Source organism: Anabaena sp. WFMT (assembly GCF_051781005.1).
Lineage (GTDB): Bacteria > Cyanobacteriota > Cyanobacteriia > Cyanobacteriales > Nostocaceae > Anabaena.
In genome coordinates, this window is record NZ_JBPWOA010000024.1 from 33789 (window position 1) to 52086 (window position 18298).

At 38.0% G+C, this 18298-nt stretch carries 13 protein-coding genes; 6 read left to right on the top strand and 7 right to left on the bottom strand.

Annotated elements, in window-relative coordinates:
- Positions 1-45: 45 nt before the first annotated feature.
- The 4 genes from ACSQ6I_RS15870 to ACSQ6I_RS15885 all read right to left on the bottom strand — a co-directional run bounded on the left by ACSQ6I_RS15870 (position 46) and on the right by ACSQ6I_RS15885 (position 6768).
- Positions 46-2241 (bottom strand): O-linked N-acetylglucosamine transferase family protein, encoded by a 2196-nt coding sequence (locus ACSQ6I_RS15870; protein WP_438891266.1) that lies wholly within the window; start codon positions 2239-2241, stop codon positions 46-48.
- Between the two features lie 85 nt (positions 2242-2326).
- Entirely contained in the window at positions 2327-4549 is a 2223-nt protein-coding gene (locus ACSQ6I_RS15875) for an O-linked N-acetylglucosamine transferase family protein (RefSeq protein WP_438891267.1), read from the bottom strand.
- 131 nt (positions 4550-4680) lie between these two features.
- Positions 4681-5235: a type IV pilin-like G/H family protein gene (locus ACSQ6I_RS15880; RefSeq protein ID WP_438891268.1), complete on the bottom strand. Its 555-nt coding sequence runs from the start codon at positions 5233-5235 to the stop codon at positions 4681-4683.
- Positions 5236-5439: 204 nt separating this feature from the next.
- On the bottom strand, positions 5440-6768 hold the full coding sequence (locus ACSQ6I_RS15885) for a class I SAM-dependent methyltransferase (RefSeq protein ID WP_438891269.1): 1329 nt from the start codon (positions 6766-6768) through the stop codon (positions 5440-5442).
- Between the two features lie 348 nt (positions 6769-7116).
- Here ACSQ6I_RS15885 and trxB point away from each other — a divergent pair, with 348 nt between their 5' ends.
- The 4 genes from trxB (at position 7117) to ACSQ6I_RS15905 (ending at position 10726) form a co-directional block, all read left to right on the top strand.
- Positions 7117-8484 (top strand): thioredoxin-disulfide reductase, encoded by a 1368-nt coding sequence (gene trxB / locus ACSQ6I_RS15890; RefSeq protein ID WP_438891270.1) that lies wholly within the window; start codon positions 7117-7119, stop codon positions 8482-8484.
- A gap of 172 nt (positions 8485-8656) precedes the next feature.
- Entirely contained in the window at positions 8657-9544 is an 888-nt protein-coding gene (locus ACSQ6I_RS15895) for an ABC transporter permease (protein WP_438891271.1), read from the top strand.
- Between the two features lie 108 nt (positions 9545-9652).
- Entirely contained in the window at positions 9653-9814 is a 162-nt protein-coding gene (locus tag ACSQ6I_RS15900) for a hypothetical protein (protein WP_438891272.1), read from the top strand.
- A 15-nt stretch (positions 9815-9829) separates the two neighbouring features.
- Positions 9830-10726: an ROK family protein gene (locus ACSQ6I_RS15905; protein ID WP_438891273.1), complete on the top strand. Its 897-nt coding sequence runs from the start codon at positions 9830-9832 to the stop codon at positions 10724-10726.
- A 29-nt stretch (positions 10727-10755) separates the two neighbouring features.
- Here ACSQ6I_RS15905 and ACSQ6I_RS15910 read toward each other — a convergent pair whose 3' ends face one another.
- On the bottom strand, positions 10756-11184 hold the full coding sequence (locus ACSQ6I_RS15910) for a hypothetical protein (protein ID WP_438891274.1): 429 nt from the start codon (positions 11182-11184) through the stop codon (positions 10756-10758).
- A 154-nt stretch (positions 11185-11338) separates the two neighbouring features.
- Positions 11339-12976: a CTP synthase gene (locus ACSQ6I_RS15915; RefSeq protein WP_438891275.1), complete on the bottom strand. Its 1638-nt coding sequence runs from the start codon at positions 12974-12976 to the stop codon at positions 11339-11341.
- A gap of 311 nt (positions 12977-13287) precedes the next feature.
- Between ACSQ6I_RS15915 and ACSQ6I_RS15920 the strand changes: the two genes are divergently transcribed.
- Complete coding sequence (locus ACSQ6I_RS15920) at positions 13288-15063, top strand: N-acetylmuramoyl-L-alanine amidase (RefSeq protein WP_438891276.1); 1776 nt, start codon at positions 13288-13290, stop codon at positions 15061-15063.
- Positions 15064-15130: 67 nt separating this feature from the next.
- Positions 15131-16876, top strand: a complete 1746-nt coding sequence (locus ACSQ6I_RS15925; protein ID WP_438891277.1) for an N-acetylmuramoyl-L-alanine amidase — start codon at positions 15131-15133, stop codon at positions 16874-16876.
- Between the two features lie 55 nt (positions 16877-16931).
- Here the strand turns inward: ACSQ6I_RS15925 and ACSQ6I_RS15930 are convergent, their stop codons facing one another.
- Positions 16932-18296, bottom strand: coding sequence for a sensor histidine kinase (locus ACSQ6I_RS15930; RefSeq protein WP_438891278.1), 1365 nt, complete (start codon positions 18294-18296; stop codon positions 16932-16934).
- Between the last annotated feature and the right edge of the window lie 2 nt (positions 18297-18298).

Consider the following 18298-nt stretch of genomic DNA (forward strand, 5'->3'; position numbering starts at 1 on the left):
CGTAAACTAAGCCCTTTGGTTAAAGATTAACATAATTTTAGAATTTCAACTATCAATGTACTTTAACCACATTTGCTGATAAGCTTGTTCCATTTCACGGGTGAACTGTTTACCATTCCAAAGGGGTGCAGTTTGACGTGACTTTAATAATTTCCAATGAATATCTTTTCTTAAATCGGCATCTTTTCCTAAACGCACACCCCACTCTATATACTCTTCATCACTCCAAGCAATACCTTCACTGATACCCGCATTCACCATCATTGTATAACTATTGCGGGCTGAAAATTGCTCTCCCACTTTCGTGACTAAAGGTACACCCACCCATAAAGTTTCCATAGTTGTAGTTGCACCATTATAGGGATAGGTATCTAAAACAATATTGGCAATTTGTAAATTAGCGCGATGGATGGCTGATGAGGGTACTTTATTCAAAAAACGTAATCTTTCCTTACTTACTCCCTCTGCTTCTGCAATTTGTTCAAAAAATTCTCTCACCACTCCTACATCTTTATTAATATCCTTGATGAGAAAGTAGCTATTGGGTACTTGTTTGAGAATTTTCATTTGTAACCGCACATTATCAGGGTTACGCTTATAACCTGCTTGGGCGCTAAAGTAAATAACTGCATCATCAGGAATTTCTAAATCTTTCCTGGTTAAAGTTGGTACACCAATTTCAAAACCATCAACTGCTAAATAAGTATTTGGTAAACGCCAAATTTTTTCACTGTAATATTCTTGAGCATATTCTGGTAAAACATAATTATCAGCAATATAGTAATCAATAGCAGGTATACCAGAAGCATCCCAGCCTAACCATGTTACTTGAATTGGGGCTGGTTTTAATGCGATCGCTTCACAAGTATTTTTAGAAGTCATACTATCAAGATCAACTAAGATATCAATTTCATCTTGATAAATTTGTTCGGCAATTTCTATCCCATCCCGACCTAATTTTCTGACATGATCTGAATTTTGCTCATACCAATCTTGTAGAAAGTCATGAATATGAGAACGGTAAGTAGCAAAATAAGTATAAATTTCAAACTCTTCTCTATTATGATGTTGATATAACCATCTGGCTAACCAACCTACTGAATGTTCTCGCAAACAATGGGAAAGATAACCTATTTTTAGTTTTTTCTTGGGTGTTTTTATTCTTTGAGCATTAGCGAGAGAGTAACGGTTATATTTTTCTTGGGCATAAAATTGAATGCTAGTTTGACATAATTTAACAATCTCATTATGCAAAAAGCGATTTTGTCGAGCCGCATCACGCAGATAGGGCAGAAGAGATGTACAGTGCATTAGACTGTAAATGGTTTCACGATCTAAAAATAATTGCTGTTCAATAAGTTGAAACAAATGATGTTCATATTTTTTTATAAATGGCACTGCTTCAGTCCAAGTGCCACCAGAAAATAGTAAAATATTTAAAATCACATAATTAGAACACAGTAAATCAGGTAGACTTTCAGATAAAGAATAGGCTTGGTAAGCGAACTCAACTGCCACATCAAATTGATTAAGCTCTTGATAAAATTCTGCTATAGAAGTAAGAGCCTTTAGATTTTTAGGTTCTATCTGAAGACATAAAGTACAGTATTTAATAGCTAAGTCAAAGCGACTACCTTTAAAAACTGCTTGATTGGCAGTAATATGAAAATACTCAATTAGCTTTGAGGTTTCTTCAATATAAGGAGTACAAACTTCTGCAAACTCTAAAACCCGATCTAAACAAGGATATTGTTTTAAAGCTTCTTTTAAAACTAACATTAAAAAAACAGTATCAATATTTATGTTATGATTTTGCAATCTCTCAATTAATCCTAACTCTCCTAAATCATTATTGTTGATCCTATTTAACTTTATAGATAAATATACTATCTTTAATAAATTGAAAATATCATCAGGATTTATTTCCCGAATATGCTGACGAATTACCCAAGATAATTCATATTTGTCTAAATCTTCCTGGAGTTGTGCTTCAGTAGCTAAAATACTAATTAATTCCTGAGTATACTGCTCAATTTCTGTTTCTTCCTCGTCAAGTAGGGCTAACATCCAAACAGTTTGTGCTTCTGCTTCTTGAGCATTTAATAATAAAGCTAGTCCTAAATACCAAAAGTACTTTTTTATTGTTGGACGCTGTTCAGTTAATTCTTGATAAAGATTTATTGCATTAACATACTGTCCATTAGTAAAAAATTTAAAAGCTTGAAATTCTTGATTTTTCATTTTTTTAGTGACAGTAAAAACATAATTTGTATCACGGATGTGTATTTATTTAAATTTATTTTGTATAAGCTAAATTTATAAGTTTTTAGTGCTTATTTTCTGTCACATACTTTTGCCACATTTGCTGATAAGCTTGCTCCATTTCACGGGTGAACTGTTTACCATTCCAAAGGGGTGCAGTTTGACGTGACTTTAATAATTTCCAGTGAATTTCTTTTCTCAAATCAGCATCTTTTCCTAAACACACACCCCACTCTATATACTCTTCATCACTCCAAGCAATACCTTCACTAATACCCGCATTCACCATCATTGTATAACTATTGCGGGATGAAAATTGCTCTCCCACTTTCGTGACTAAAGGTACACCCACCCATAAAGTTTCCATAGTTGTAGTTGCACCATTATAGGGATAGGTATCTAAAACAATATCGGCAATTTGTAAATTAGCGCGATGGATGGCTGATGAGGGTACTTTATTCAAAAAACGTAATCTTTCCTTACTTACTCCCTCTGCTTCTGCAATTTGTTCAAAAAATTCTCTCACCACTCCTACATCTTTATTAATATCCTTGATGAGAAAGTAGCTATTGGGTACTTGTTTGAGAATTTTCATTTGTAACCGCACATTATCAGGGTTACGCTTATAACCTGCTTGGGCGCTAAAGTAAATAACTGCATCATCAGGAATTTCTAAATCTTTCCTGGTTAAAGTTGGTACACCAATTTCAAAACCATCAACTGCTAAATAAGTATTTGGTAAACGCCAAATTTTTTCACTGTAATATTCTTGGGCATATTCTGGTAAAACATAATTATCAGCAATATAGTAATCAATAGCAGGTATACCAGAAGCATCCCAGCCTAACCATGTTACTTGAATTGGGGCTGGTTTTAATGCGATCGCTTCACAGCTAATATCCGCAGTCATACTATCAAGATCAACTAAGATATCAATTTCATCTTGATGAATTTGTTCGGCAATTTCTATCCCATCCCGACCTAATTTTCTGACATGATCTGAATTTTGCTCATACCAATCTTGCAGAAAATCATGAATATGAAAACGGTAAGTAGCAAAATAAGTATAAATTTCAAACTCTTCTCTATTATGATGTTGATATAACCATCTGGCTAACCAACCTACTGAATGTTCTCGCAAACAATGGGAAAGATAACCTATTTTTAGTTTTTTCTTGGGTGCTTTTATTCTTTGAGCATTAGCGAGAGAGTAACGGTTATATTTTTCTTGGGCATAAAATTGAATGCTAGTTTGACATAATTTAACAATCTCATTATGCAAAAAGCGATTTTGTCGAGCCGCATCACGCAGATAGGGCAGATAATATGTACTATTAAGTAAACGGTAAATCTTATTCCTCCCTAAATTTGGCTGTTCTGTAATTAGCTTATTTAAACAATTTTCATATTCCTGTATAATTGGAATAGCTTCATACCAACGTCCACCAGAACGCAATAAACCCTGTAATACCATGATATTAGCATTGATTAAATCAGTGGTATTAGTTGCTAAATCATGTATTTTTTTAGAAAGATTAATTCCTTTGTCAAAATTGCCAACTTCATAATAAAAAGTTGCTAAGTGACTGAGGACTTCTGAGATAACATCTGGATCTGGATAATTGATGTTTAAAGCTAATTCAGCATATTGAATTGCTAAATTAAACTTGTGTCCTGCGTAAGCTGCTTCCGTAGCAGTTAACATTACGCAGTGAGTCAGTTGTAAGGAATCTAAATAGAAAATACAGGCTTCAGGAAAATCTAATATCCAAGGTTCAAACCATAATATTTTTAGTGTTTTTTTAAGGACGGAAAATAACAATTCTCTATCTATTTCTTCAAGTTCAGAATTTAAAAGTTCAATAATGCCTAATTCCTGAAAGCTATCTTGAGTCAGATTTTCTAAATCTAAAGATAACTTGATTATTTCTAAAATATTATTAACTTCACCAGGATAAATTTCTTGAATATGTTGACGAATAACCCAAGCAATTTGATATTGTGTTAATTCTTCTTGTCTTCCTGCTTCTGTTTGTAAGATTTTAATTAATTCATAAGTCCACTGTTCAATTTGTTCTTCTTCTCCTTCAAAAATTGCTAACATCCAAGTAGTTTGTGCTTCTGTTTCTTTACCTTGTAAAAGTAAGGATAATCCTAAATACCAGTGATATTCTTTTACTTCTGCTTGATTATTAATTAATTCTTGATAAAGTTCTCCAGCTTGGAAATACTCACTTTGCTGGAAGGTTTCAAATGCTTGTTTTGCTAGAGATTGGAGATTATTCATAATTGTGAAAACAAAAATAAAAAACAAAAAGTAGGTAAAATAATTACCTACCTTTACATTAATTTAGATGAAGCTATCTGTGCCATATCCTGAGAACTAAGATAGTTTTCAAAAGCATTTGATAAACTATCTTATTCAATTGATTTAAAGTTACCTGAACATTTTGGTATTACGGAGTTAGCAGCAGCATCAACAGTTGCACCACCGGCTTCATAGGGGCCTGCATCTTTTTTCTGGCACAAGATAGCAGTTGTTGTAGAAGCACCACCAGATTGAATTAGGTCAGTAACACCGATAAAGGCTCTCAGGTTTATAGAGTTGATTGGCTCGGCAATATTTCTAACACCAGTAGTTGGTGTCAAAGCACCTCCAGTTGCACCCTCGAGCTCGTATGTATAGTTGGTAGTTTGTGTGAGAATACCTAGACCCATTTCTCCAATATCACTAGCAAACTTCTGGTTTTCTAGATAGAATGTTTGTTGACCTCGGTTCATGGAACCAGCATATTGTTTACCTTCAGATTCTCTGGCTTTGTTCGCTTGGTTCAAGAAGGAAGGTAGAGCGATCGCTGATAGAATACCAATAATGATGATTACAACTAACAGTTCAATTAAGGTGAAACCTTCGTTGTTATTTTTTTTGCCGAGGAGGTGTTGGATAAATTTAGCTTTCAGTTCAGTTTTCATAGTAGTTTTCCTTGGGGTGAAGTATTGTTTTTTCCCTTGTGCTAATAACTTACCCACATCTGATCAGTTTCATATCACTCCACGAATTTTTTTTTTTACTAGATGGAAGAAATAGACTAAAAAGCTTATTTATTAAGGCTTACAGCTATTTAGTGTTTGGTGAAAAATCTGGCATGACACGACCAATCTGACTGAAATATAGAATTAAGATTGACGCTCTAACATAATGCAATCAAAATCCTCTAGAACCTGTAACAGCTTTTGTAATATTTGAAAAACCTTGACTTGATCTGTAGGTTCTGCTGTCAGAGGATCAAGAGGCCTAAACTTTTGCCAATGCTCCACTAGGGACATCATTGGTAGAGGTTTGTCAAACACAGGTAGCAAGCAAAGAGCCATTGAGCTATCTATATAGACAAATTCCTCTGTTAAAGCTAGATATTTACGGATAGGAAAAGTTTTACCTAAGCTTATACAAGCAATAAGGTCTGTTTTGAATTTAGGGTGTTGGAACTGAGGATGCATATATACTGTTGCATTTTCCCAATCAGACTCAGTCCATTCGGAAAACGGGACAACAGTAGGTGCTGTTTGAGGATGACCACACCAAAAATTTAGCAGCCTATGAATAGGATGGAGAAGTTCAAATAAATGTAAACTATCTTCTATGGAGATTTCCGGTAAGCTCATTCCTAGAAAAGCAGGTAAATTATCTGGTTCTTTGAATAGGTTCATCAAGTCCCATTGTCGCCAGTTGGTCATCTTGATAAACTCTAAATCAGCAGCCCTCAAAGCTGAAAAAATATCATTAATGGTGTAACCCTTATCCCCTTGGAATAAGTAGTTCATGAGAATATTCTCTTTTTTGTCCTCTCCTTCATAGCCAGGACTCCACGTTGTAGCTTTAAGATTGACATTATCCTTTAAAGCCTTCATGGTATCAGTGACGATTTCTATTTCTAAATCTTCTGGATTTCCATCCATCAAACCCATCAGCGTAAAGACTTTTTGAGCGCGAAAAATATTGGCTCTCTGAAGTGAACTATGTAGATTGCTACGAATGATGCCTTCCGGCTTTAAGACAGCTTTCATTGCTTGCAAAGCCACAGCTATATCAGGGAAAAGATAGAGAACTTCATCACAATTAATATAATCAAATTGATAATTTAGTTGAGGTAAATCATATATTGACAAAACATGAAATTCAGCATTATCAAAACCATGATATTCCAAACGCTGCCGTGCAAGTTTAACCGACTCTTCAGATATATCAACACCAACTATTTTCGCACCAGGATTTGCTTCGGCTAAAACTAAAGATTTATACCCAGTACCACATCCAGCATCTAAAATTACTTTGTCTTTGGTATCTATAACTTTTTGGTTCCTTAAGTAGTAAGGTGTAACTAAGTTATGAATGTAGAGTAAATCAAGACTATCTTTAGGTGATTTATCTAAGGGAATTGTGGGATAGGGAGAGCTATCAAATTGTTGGCGAATTTTTGCCCATAAATCTGATGTTGAATTTGTCATGTTAATCGCTCTTAATAGTCTGTTGATTATGATACTTGCTGATATTTATTGGTCATGTAGAGATATTTGAGACAACGTCTCTACATTTCTAGTTGTCTTTTGGCAGATATACAGATCAATAACAGTATGCCCCAATAGTTGAAATTTATATCACCATCAGGACTTTCTCGTTCCTATACTCTGTATGGGAATTCTAGAAGGCTCTGCCTTTAGTGACAAGAGGCAGAGCCTCTGTGATGGCATTCCCAGCCGGAGACTGGGAACGAGATATCTTGTTGTTATTACCACTTCTCAATTTATGCTATATTAAATTGGTTAAACGTAGTCGTTATGAGTTCGGATAAATGTATGACTAACCCCATAGTAGAAAACTTAGTAATTATCGGTTCTGGTCCGGCAGGTTATACGGCAGCTATCTATGCGGGACGTGCTAATTTAAAACCTGTTGTCTTTGAAGGATTCCAAGCGGGGGGTTTACCGGGGGGACAACTGATGACAACGACGGAGGTTGAGAATTTTCCTGGGTTTCCTCAAGGGATAACAGGCCCGGATTTGATGGATAATATGAAGGCGCAGGCTGAACGCTGGGGGGCAGAGTTATATACTGAGGATGTGATTTCTGTTGATTTGAGTCAGCGTCCTTTTATTATCCGATCGCACGAAAGGGAAGTAAAGGCAAATAGTATAGTTATCGCTACAGGTGCAACAGCCAAACGTTTGGGTTTACCTAGCGAACATCAATTTTGGAGTCGGGGTATTTCTGCTTGTGCGATTTGTGATGGTGCAACTCCAATTTTTCGAGGTGCAGAGTTAGCGGTTGTTGGTGCAGGTGACTCAGCAGCAGAGGAAGCAATTTATTTAACTAAATACGGTTCTCCGGTACATATGTTGGTGCGTTCTGAGGAAATGCGGGCTTCTAAAGCTATGCAAGATCGGGTTTTGAGTAATCCAAAAATTCAGATACATTGGCACACAGAAGTGGTGGATGTGTTTGGGAATGATTTTATGTCGGGGGTGAAAGTCCGCAATAATCAAACTGGGGAAGTGAGTGAATTACCTGTGAAAGGGTTATTTTATGCTGTTGGTCATACGCCCAATACAGGCTTACTTAAGGGACAATTAGAACTAGATGAGGTGGGATACATTATCACTAAACATGGTGGTGTAGAAACTAGTGTAGATGGTGTATTTGCCGCCGGGGATGTGCAAGACCATGAGTTTCGGCAAGCTATTACAGCTGCGGGTACTGGTTGTATGGCGGCGATGTTAGCGGAAAGATGGTTATCATCAAAGGGTTTAATCCATGAGTTCCATCATCTACCAGAAACAGCTGTTAATGAATTAGAACCTCAGCCAGAAACACAGAAAATGGAAACCGAAGGGGAGTTTAATTTGCAAGCTACACGCCATGAGGGTGGTTATGCTTTAAGAAAATTATTCCATGATAGCGATCGCTTGCTTCTCGTCAAATACATTTCTCCTGGTTGTGGCCCATGTCATACTCTCAAACCTATATTAAATAAAGTAGTGGATGAATTTGATGGTAAAATCCACTTTGTCGAAATCGACATTGATAAAGATAGAGACATTGCGGAAAATGCCGGAGTGACAGGAACTCCAACGGTGCAGTTATTTAAAGAGAAGGAATTGGTAAAAGAAGTTAAGGGTGTCAAACAAAAAAGCGAGTATCGACAGTTGATTGAAAGTAACCTGTAGGCTGATATTTCTCTTGTGGAACAGGCATCTTGCCTGTTATGGGCGGGCAAGACTTGTACTGAGCTTGTCGAAGTATGCCCACCCCACAAGAATTATATATTTTTTTATCTTGTTTATCTCGTTCCTAGTCTGAGACTGGGAACAAGTCTTAAGCCCCAGTCATTTATTTTCCATGACCATTACAAAACGTCAAATACCGAGTTTTTTAAATTTTGCTAAATCTAACCTATCCCAGCGATTTATGCTGATAGGTTTAGCTATGACTCTATTTTTTATCTTTTTAGCCTTTTTTGCACCTGTATTACAGGGTTGGGGGTGGCTACAAAATCCTAAAGAATTTCTCTCTAACCCTATTCATGAAGCACCTTCACTTAAACATTGGTTTGGTACGAGTCGTTTAGGTTATGATGTCTTTTCTCGGACTATATTTGGTGTCCAAGCGGCACTGCAAGTAGTGATATTGGCTACTGCACTAAGTATGGTAATTGGTGTACCTTTGGGGATGGTAAGTGGCTATTTGGGCGGAAAATTAGATAAAATATTGCTATTCCTCATGGATAGCATTTATACTTTGCCAGGATTATTACTTTCCGTAACACTAGCATTTGTGGTGGGGAGAGGAATCTTAAATGCTGCGATCGCAATAAGTATCGCCTACATCCCTCAATATTATCGCGTAGTTCGCAACCACACCGTCAGCGTCAAAACCGAAGTCTACATCGAAGCCGCACAAGCAATGGGCGCTTCTACCTGGATTGTCCTGTCACGTTATCTATTTTTTAACGTCATTCAAAGCGTTCCCGTCCTCTTTACTCTCAACGCCGCAGATGCCATATTAGTTTTAGGCGGTTTAGGATTTTTAGGGTTAGGATTACCTGAAGAAGTCCCCGAATGGGGATATGATTTAAAACAAGCTCTGGAAGCACTACCCACAGGCATCTGGTGGACTACCCTTTTCCCTGGTTTAGCAATGACAATTATGGTTGTAGGGTTATCACTACTTGGTGAAGGGTTAAACGACTTTGTAAATCCTCGTCTAAGAAGAGAAAATAAGCAATAGTCATTGGTTATTAATCATCTAAACAGAACTAACAACTGACGGTAGGGGTTCAGCAGTACTACACCCTTACAACTAGCAAACGAAAACTAACAAATACAAGAGTTTATTGTGAAAGATAATATTACTTTAATTGCTGCTGCAACGGGTGGGTTAATGCTTTCTGTAGCTTTATCTGGTATTTTAAAAGGCGCACCTGTGACAGATTGGCAACGGGTAAGTCATAATTCATACCCAGTGGCGAATGTGCGAATTATTAGTAAAAATCAATAGACTTGGTAATGGGTAATGGGTAATCAAGTAATTGGTATTGATTTGGGGGGAACTGCAATTAAACTAGGGCGATTTACAGAAAATGGTAATTGTTTACAATCTTTAACTGTGGATACTCCCCAACCGGCAACGCCAGAAGCCGTATTATCTGCAATAGTGGATGCCATATCTCAAATTGACCCAGATAATCAAACTATAGCTATAGGTGTAGGAACTCCTGGCCCTGCTGACGCAACTGGACGTATTGCTAAAGTTGCCATTAATTTGGTAGGATGGCATGATGTACCTTTAGCAGATTGGTTAGAAGCAAAAACTGGAAAACCAACCATTTTAGCTAATGATGCTAACTGTGCAGGTTTAGGGGAAGCTTGGTTAGGTGCTGGACGCAATTTCCCAAATCTGATTTTACTAACTTTGGGAACTGGGGTTGGTGGTGCAATTATTCTTGATGGTAAATTATTTGTTGGTCATCAAGGTGCAGCAGCAGAATTAGGTTTAATCACCTTAAATCCCGATGGGCCAATGTGTAGTAGTGGTAATCAAGGTTCTTTGGAACAGCATACTGCAATTTCGGCTATTCGTCGTCGCACTGGTAAAGAACCAGCAGAATTAGGCGCACTTGCCCAAGCAGGAGATGCCCAAGCATTGAATTTTTGGCAAGAATATGGCAAGGATTTAGGAATTGGTATAACAAGTTTAATATATGTTCTCACACCACAAGCAGTAATTATTGGTGGTGGTGTCAGTGCCAGTTTTGAATTTTTTCTACCATCAATGCAAGCAGAAATTGAAAAGCGTGTTCTACCTACTTCGCGTTTAGGTTTACAGATTTTACTAGCAGAACTTGGTAACTCAGCGGGAATGGTAGGTGCTGCTAAATTAGCATTGACGAAGATCAAGATAGGGGAGTGATTGGTGATATGGGGAGGTTAATAACCCAATTACAAATTATCAAAATAAAATCCTGTGTGTTTTTGTAGGTAGTAAATAACCTTTGCGTAGGATTCTGCATTATTTGTAGGGTTAATAATAATAGGAAAATTAATATCTGGTAGCCAAAAGGTTAATCTACCATTTTGCTCCTGACAGAAAGAACTAATGTAGTTAAGATTAATTACATAGTCTTTTCTCTCGTATGTTATTTTTACCCAATAAGCATTGTCTGATTCCACTCCTTGGGCGTACTCTATATATTTGGAAATCTTCTGATAATCTTCCCAATTACTGTGCGGGTTAATAACTATAGGTATGTAACTATTGGGTAACCAAAAGGTAATTCTACCGTTCTTTTCATAGCAAAAAGTATTTACACGGTCAACATTAATTACGTATTCTTTCCTTTGATCTTGTATTTTTACCCAGTAAGCCACAAAATTGCCTCAACACAGACTACATATTTGTTTGTATCTCCTAAAGTAATTTTACCCAAATTCTGATTATTGCTACATTTTGTATTTTCAGGTGAACTACCCACCACTGCAAGCGGTGCAGCGGGGGCTTCAAAATCGGCGAGGGTGTGAGGGATTAAAAAACTTGGACTGGCTTTGGTGTGGTTGGGGTGGGATGAGTGCGGGAAATGGTAGCTTGCATGAATCCTTTAAATAAAGGATGGGGACTACTAGGACGGGATTGAAATTCTGGATGGAATTGACAAGCAAGAAAGAATGGATGATTGGGTAATTCGACAATTTCGACTAAACGCCCGTCGGGAGAAGTTCCACTGATAACATAGCCAGAATCTAACAATGGACTACGATAAACGTTGTTAAATTCATAGCGGTGACGATGACGTTCGTAAATTACTTCTTCTTGATATAAATCAAAGGCTAGTGTGCCAGGTATAACGCGACAAGGATAAAGACCTAAACGCATTGTTCCGCCTAAATCTACTACATCCTGTTGTTCAGGTAATAGGTTAATAACTGGATCGCTGGTGTAAGGATCAAATTCGGCGCTATTAGCATCGACTAATCCTTGGACGTTTCTCGCCCATTCAATCACAGAGCATTGCATTCCTAAGCATAAACCTAAGAAGGGGATTTGGCGATCGCGTGCGTATTTAATTGCCGCAATTTTACCATCTATGCCTCGGCTGCCAAAACCACCGGGGACAACGATACCATCAACACCTGCAAGATAGTTTTCTGCGGGTTCATTTTCCAAAGCTTCTGAGTTTACCCACCGCAAACGCAAATCGCCATGAGTAGCAATAGCCGCATGACGTAGGGATTCCACCACAGAAAGGTAAGCATCACTTAAACGCACATATTTACCAACAATGGCAATTTCGATGCTGTATTTGGGACTATACATCCGTTCTACCATCGTTTCCCATTGCGTCAAATTGGGTTGACGTTGTTCCATTTGCAGTAAATCTAGGGCTTGGTGTGCCAGTCCTTCCCGTTCTAACATTAGCGGCACTTCATAGATGCTACTAGCATCTTGGGCAGCGATGACACATTCTACTGGCACATCGCAAAATTCTGAGAGTTTTTGTTTTAAACCTACAGGGATAGTGCGATCGCTCCGACATACTAAAATATCTGGTTGAATGCCTATTGATCTAAGTTCCTTCACAGAATGTTGTGTTGGCTTGGTTTTCATCTCACCCGCTGAGGCTATCCAAGGCAACAAGGTAACGTGCATATATAATACATTCTGCCGTCCTACCTCCTTACGTAACTGGCGAATTGCTTCTAAAAATGGTAGTGATTCAATATCGCCCACAGTCCCACCGATTTCAGTAATTACTGCGGAAGGATTAGTTTCTTTAGCAACTCTCAGAATCCGATCTTTAATTTCATTAGTAATATGAGGAATTACCTGTACAGTGCCGCCATTATAGTCTCCACGGCGTTCTTTATTAATCACTGACTGATAAATCAAGCCAGTAGTAACGCTGTTTAATCGAGACATTGAAGTATCAGTAAAGCGTTCGTAATGTCCCAAGTCCAAATCTGTTTCTGCACCATCTTGGGTAACAAAAACTTCCCCATGTTGAAAGGGACTCATCGTACCTGGATCGACGTTAATATAGGGATCAAGTTTGAGAATAGATACCGAATAATCCCGCGATTTCAGCAATCGTCCCAAACTTGCTGCTACAATGCCTTTACCAATACTGGAAACAACGCCTCCAGTTACAAAGATAAACTTAGTCATAGTATTTTCAATTTCTAGTAACTTCTAAAAATACATCCTGTCTGTGGAAAGATAAAGCCTATACCTGAAGGCTAGTGAAACATAGCACAAGTAACTAACTAACCAGTTAAAAAAGGTTTAAAAGCTGCTCAAACAAGCTTTCATCCCTTTTGCGTTCTGACTACTTGCATTAGTATGAAGGATGAATCGTAACCCAATGATAAATCGACGTGTTTTGTTCCGATTTATGGGCTTTTTTTTCATGCTTCATTCTTTATCCTTTATTACTCATTGTCTCACAGTCACCATCGTAAAATCTTCTGTGTTTTGCCGTGAAAAAAGTCTTAGGATTAGTAGTATTTAACTTTCTCTTCACTTCCTCCGTGGCTTTAGCACAAAGTTCTCTTCTAGTAGTTTTTCCCCCTACAAACTACCAAACCAGTACAGAAAAAATCTTTTTTATCGGTACAGCACTAGCAAATAGACAAGTTCTCATTAATGGTAAGCCGATTAAACGCAGCAAGGCTGGTCATTTTTCTCCCAGTTTACCTTTGCAGTTAGGGGAGAATGTATTTAAATTCCGTTACCAAAATCAAGAACGAGAGATTAAAGTAACACAGCTTTCCACTCAACCAGAATTCCCAGAGGGCTTAGGCTTTGCTAAAGATTCTCTAACTCCTGCTGTCGATATTGCTAGATTACCGGGAGAACTGATCTGTTTTGGGGCTGTTGCACCTCCTCAAGCTAGTGTCTCTGTCAAGGTGGCTAATCAAATAATTCCCTTGTCACTACAACCGTCACAGGCTCAATTACCTGCTAATTCCAGCGTATTGATAGGAAGAAATCAGCCAACTACCTTTAGTCCTAGCAAATATCAAGGCTGTACAACAGTGGCCAAAGTTGCCGATTTAGGACAACCTCTATTTAGTTTGACATTGAATGGTAATACTGCTACTCAACTTGGTCAGGGCAAAATTCAAATTCTGGAACCTGCACAACTTCCAGTTACTGAGGTAACAGCAGCATCAGGTGTGACTCGTACTGGCCCTAGTACTGATTATTCTCGACTGACACCATTACCAAAAGGAACAAGGGCAACAGTTACAGGTAGAGAAGGTGATTGGTTACGCTTAGACTATGGAGCTTGGATTAATAGTAAAGAAACTAAGATTATACCAGATGCAGTGCAGCCACAAACAGTAATTCGTAGTGTCGGATATCGTCAGCGTGCAGGTGAGACAGAGATACTATTTCCCCTACAAGTGGCTGTGCCTGTGAGTGTGGAACAGGGTGATTCCTACGGAGCGCTTCGCTATCGCACTTTTAGTATCACTCTCCACAATACCACTGCCCAAACAGATACCATTCGTTTGGATGACAACCCCCTCATTTCTCGTCTAGATTGGCAACAGGTGACTCCCAATCAGGTCAAGTACACCTTGAACCTCAAAAAGCTCCAACAGTGGGGTTATAAGCTGAGATATGACAACACAACCCTGGTGTTGAGTTTGCGCCATGCACCTAATATTCACAACAGAAAACGCCTGCCTCTATCTGGCATCAAAATTGTACTTGATCCAGGACATGGCGGTAAAGAATCTGGTTCAAGTGGAATGAAGGGATATTTGGCAAAAGATGTAAATTTGGTGTTTTCTAAATTACTGCGAGATGAGTTGGTACAACGTGGTGCAGTGGTGGTGATGACAAGGGAGGATGATCGAGATGTTTCTTTAGTGGAACGTCAGGAGATAATTAGTCAAGAAGAACCTACCATTTCTCTTTCTATCCATTACAGTTTTTTACCTGATGATGGTAATGCCGAAAAAACTAGGGGTTTAGTTAGTTTTTGGTATCATTCCCAGGCACACAGCCCCGCTATATTTTTACATAACTACCTAGTTAACAAACACCGTGAACCTTCCATTGGTGTATTTTGGAATAACTTAGCCTTGACTCGTCCCAGTGCTGCACCTGCAATGTTATTAGAATTTCGTTTGATGACTAATGCTGACGAGTTTGAGGAGATAGTCAACCTTCAACAACAAAAGAAATTAGCTAAAACGTTTGCTGATGGGGTGACTAAGTGGTTTAAGATGGTGAAAAAGTAATTACGAATTACGAATTACGAATTACGAATTATTCTGTTACTATCATTAAATATTTTGTATTTTAGCTGTGAAAAAACTTTTAGGATTAGTATCATTTAGCTTTATTTTTCCCTCCTCCGTTGCTGTAGCACAACCATCACTTTTAGTGGTTTATCCTCCAGCCAATCACCAAACCAGTACAGAAAAAATATTTTTTATCGGTACAGCACCAGCAGATGGACAAGTCCTAATTAATGGTACACCTGTTAACCGTAGCAAAGCTGGTCATTTTGCCCCTAGTTTCCCCTTGCAGTTGGGAGAAAATATATTTAAAGTTCGCTACCAAAATCAGGAACGAGAGATTAAGGTAACAAGGCTTTCTACCCAACCTCAGTTACCAGATGGGTTAGGTTTTGCTAAAGATTCGCTGACTCCTGCTGTTGATATTGCTAGACTGCCTGGAGAACTGATTTGTTTTAGTGCCGTTGCACCTCCTCAAGCTAATGTTTCTGTGAAGTTGGCTAGTCAAACTGTTAATCTTTTACCCCAACCTTCAAAAGCAGAATTACCCGCTAATTCCAGCATTTTAACCGGGCGCAATCAGGCTACTATCTCTAATATTAGTAAATACCAAGGTTGTACAACAGTCGCAAATCCTGGGGATTTGGGACAACCTCTATTTAGTTTGACATTGAAAGGTCAGACAATCACCCAACTTGGTTCGGGAAAAGTGCAAATTCTAGCCCCAGAACGGTTAGCCGTCGCTGAGGTAATAGCCGCATCAGGTGTAGCACGGACGGGGACAAGTACCGATTATTCTCGACTGACACCCTTACCACAAGGAACAAGGGCAACCGTCACAGGTACAGAAGGTGATTGGTTACGGTTAGATTATGGGGCTTGGATTAATAGTAAGGAAACCAAAATTATACCCGGTGCAGTTCCCCCACAAACAGTAATTCGCAGTGTGGGCTATCGTCAATTAGCTGGAGTAACGGAGATGCGTTTTCCCTTGCAAGTGCCTGTGCCTGTGAGTGTGGAACAAAGCGATCGCACTTTTGCTCTCACTCTCTACAATACTACTGCCCAAACAGATACAATTCGTCTGGATGATGACCCCTTAATTTCTCGCCTAGATTGGCAACAGGTGACTCCTAATCAGATTAAATACACTTTTAACCTCAAAAAGCTCCAACAGTGGGGTTATAAGCTAAGATATGACAACACAACCCTGGTATTGAGTCTGCGTCATGCACCGAATATTCAGAATAGAAAACCCTTATCTGGCATCAAAATCTTACTTGATCCGGGACATGGTGGCAAAGAATCTGGTGCAATTGGTCCAACGGGGTATCCAGAAAAAGATGTGAATTTAGTAGTTTCTAAATTACTGCGGGATGAGTTAGTACAGCGTGGTGCAAAGGTGGTGATGACAAGAGAAGATGACCGGGATGTGTCTTTGGTAGAACGTCAGGAGATCATTAGTAAAGAAGAACCTGCGATCGCTCTTTCCATCCATTATAATTCTCTACCTGATAATGGTGATGCGGAAAAAACCAAGGGTTTCGGTAGTTTTTGGTATCATCCTCAATCACATAATCTCGCAATATTTTTACAAAATTACGTAGTTAACAAACTTCGTAAACCTTCCTATGGCGTGTTTTGGAATAATTTAGCCTTGACTCGTCCCTCTACTGCACCTTCGGTATTATTAGAATTAGGTTTTATGAGTAACCCTAATGAGTTTGAGGAGATAGTGAACTCTCAAGAACAGAAGAAAATGGCTAAGACTTTAGCTGATGGGGTGACTGAATGGTTTAAAACTGTGAAGTAAGATGATGAAATCATCTTTGGCTAATTACTTACAATAACTTTTTTCCTATTCCCTGTTACATAGCTATAGGAATTTTCACAGTAAAAGTTGTTCCTACTCCGACTTTACTTTCCACCAAAATTTCTCCCTGGTGTCTTTCTACGCATTTTTTCACAACTGGCAATCCTAACCCAGTTCCGACAATGCTTTCAACATTTTGGCAACGATAAAAAGGCTCATAAATCTTATCTTGTTCCGCTGGAGAAATGCCTATACCTTCATCTATCACCTGAAAAATGGTAGCATCTGGTTGAGAATTTAAAACCAAGGATATACTACCTCCAGATGACGAATATTTGATGGCATTTAAAAGCAAATTACTAAGAATAGAGTACAACAATTTTTCATCTAGATTAGCACGAAAAAATTGACCATTTTTGATAAAATTTATGATATGATTTGTGCGACTAAACATCTGCACCTCTTCTAGCAGATTTAAACAAAAGTTTTCTACATTTATTAATTGAGGTTTATAATCTAGTTTACCTGCTTCGGCTCTAGTCAAAGTTAGTATATCTGTTAATAGGTGATTCATCAACTTTGCTGAAGACTGAATGCGGTCAAGGTTTTTTAATTCCTTTTTATCCACCAAATCCACCAGAATTTCCCGTAATAACTGAGATGAAAGCAATATTACACTTAAAGGTGTACGAAATTCATGGGAAATCATAGAAAATAGCTGAACCTTTAATTCACCAATTTTTTTTTCTTGAGCAAGGGAAGCTTCCAAAGATTTAATGTGTTCATGTTTTACTCCTTGACGCTCAATGATAAAACATAAACTGCAAATCACAACTAGGCTTAAAATAGTTCCTAGTATTTCCATAATTATTCGTAAGTGAATACTCTGTTGCGACTGATTGAGAGAACTGTTGAGGAAACTTTGTTCTTCAGTTTGAATATCTGCAATTAGAGGTATAATTTTTTCTCTTAAATTAACACTGACTTCGGTAATGTTAGTTTGCTGTTGTAATGCATTTTTATCTTGTTGATAAAGTTGTATTGATTTTTCTAAAAGAGTTAATCTTTGATTAACCAATGATTTGAAACTGGCAAATCTCTGTTTTTGATTGATATTATTATGGATTTGAGTTTCTAATAAACTGACCTTGGTTTTTATATTATTTATGGCATTTTCATAACGCTCTAAATCTTGTCTACTTCCCAAAAATATATACCCTCTTCGTGCTGATTCAGCTACTGTCATAGCTGCATATAAATCTGTCAAAGTATTGAGAGTTTGATAAGTATGCTGAACTTGATTAGCATTTTCCTTAATTTCGGTAGTGTTATTAAATGAAGCGAAGGTAACTAGCGCCATTAGCGATATAGCTAAAGAAACTCCAGCCGCAATCCATTTTCCTGAAATATACGATTTCATAA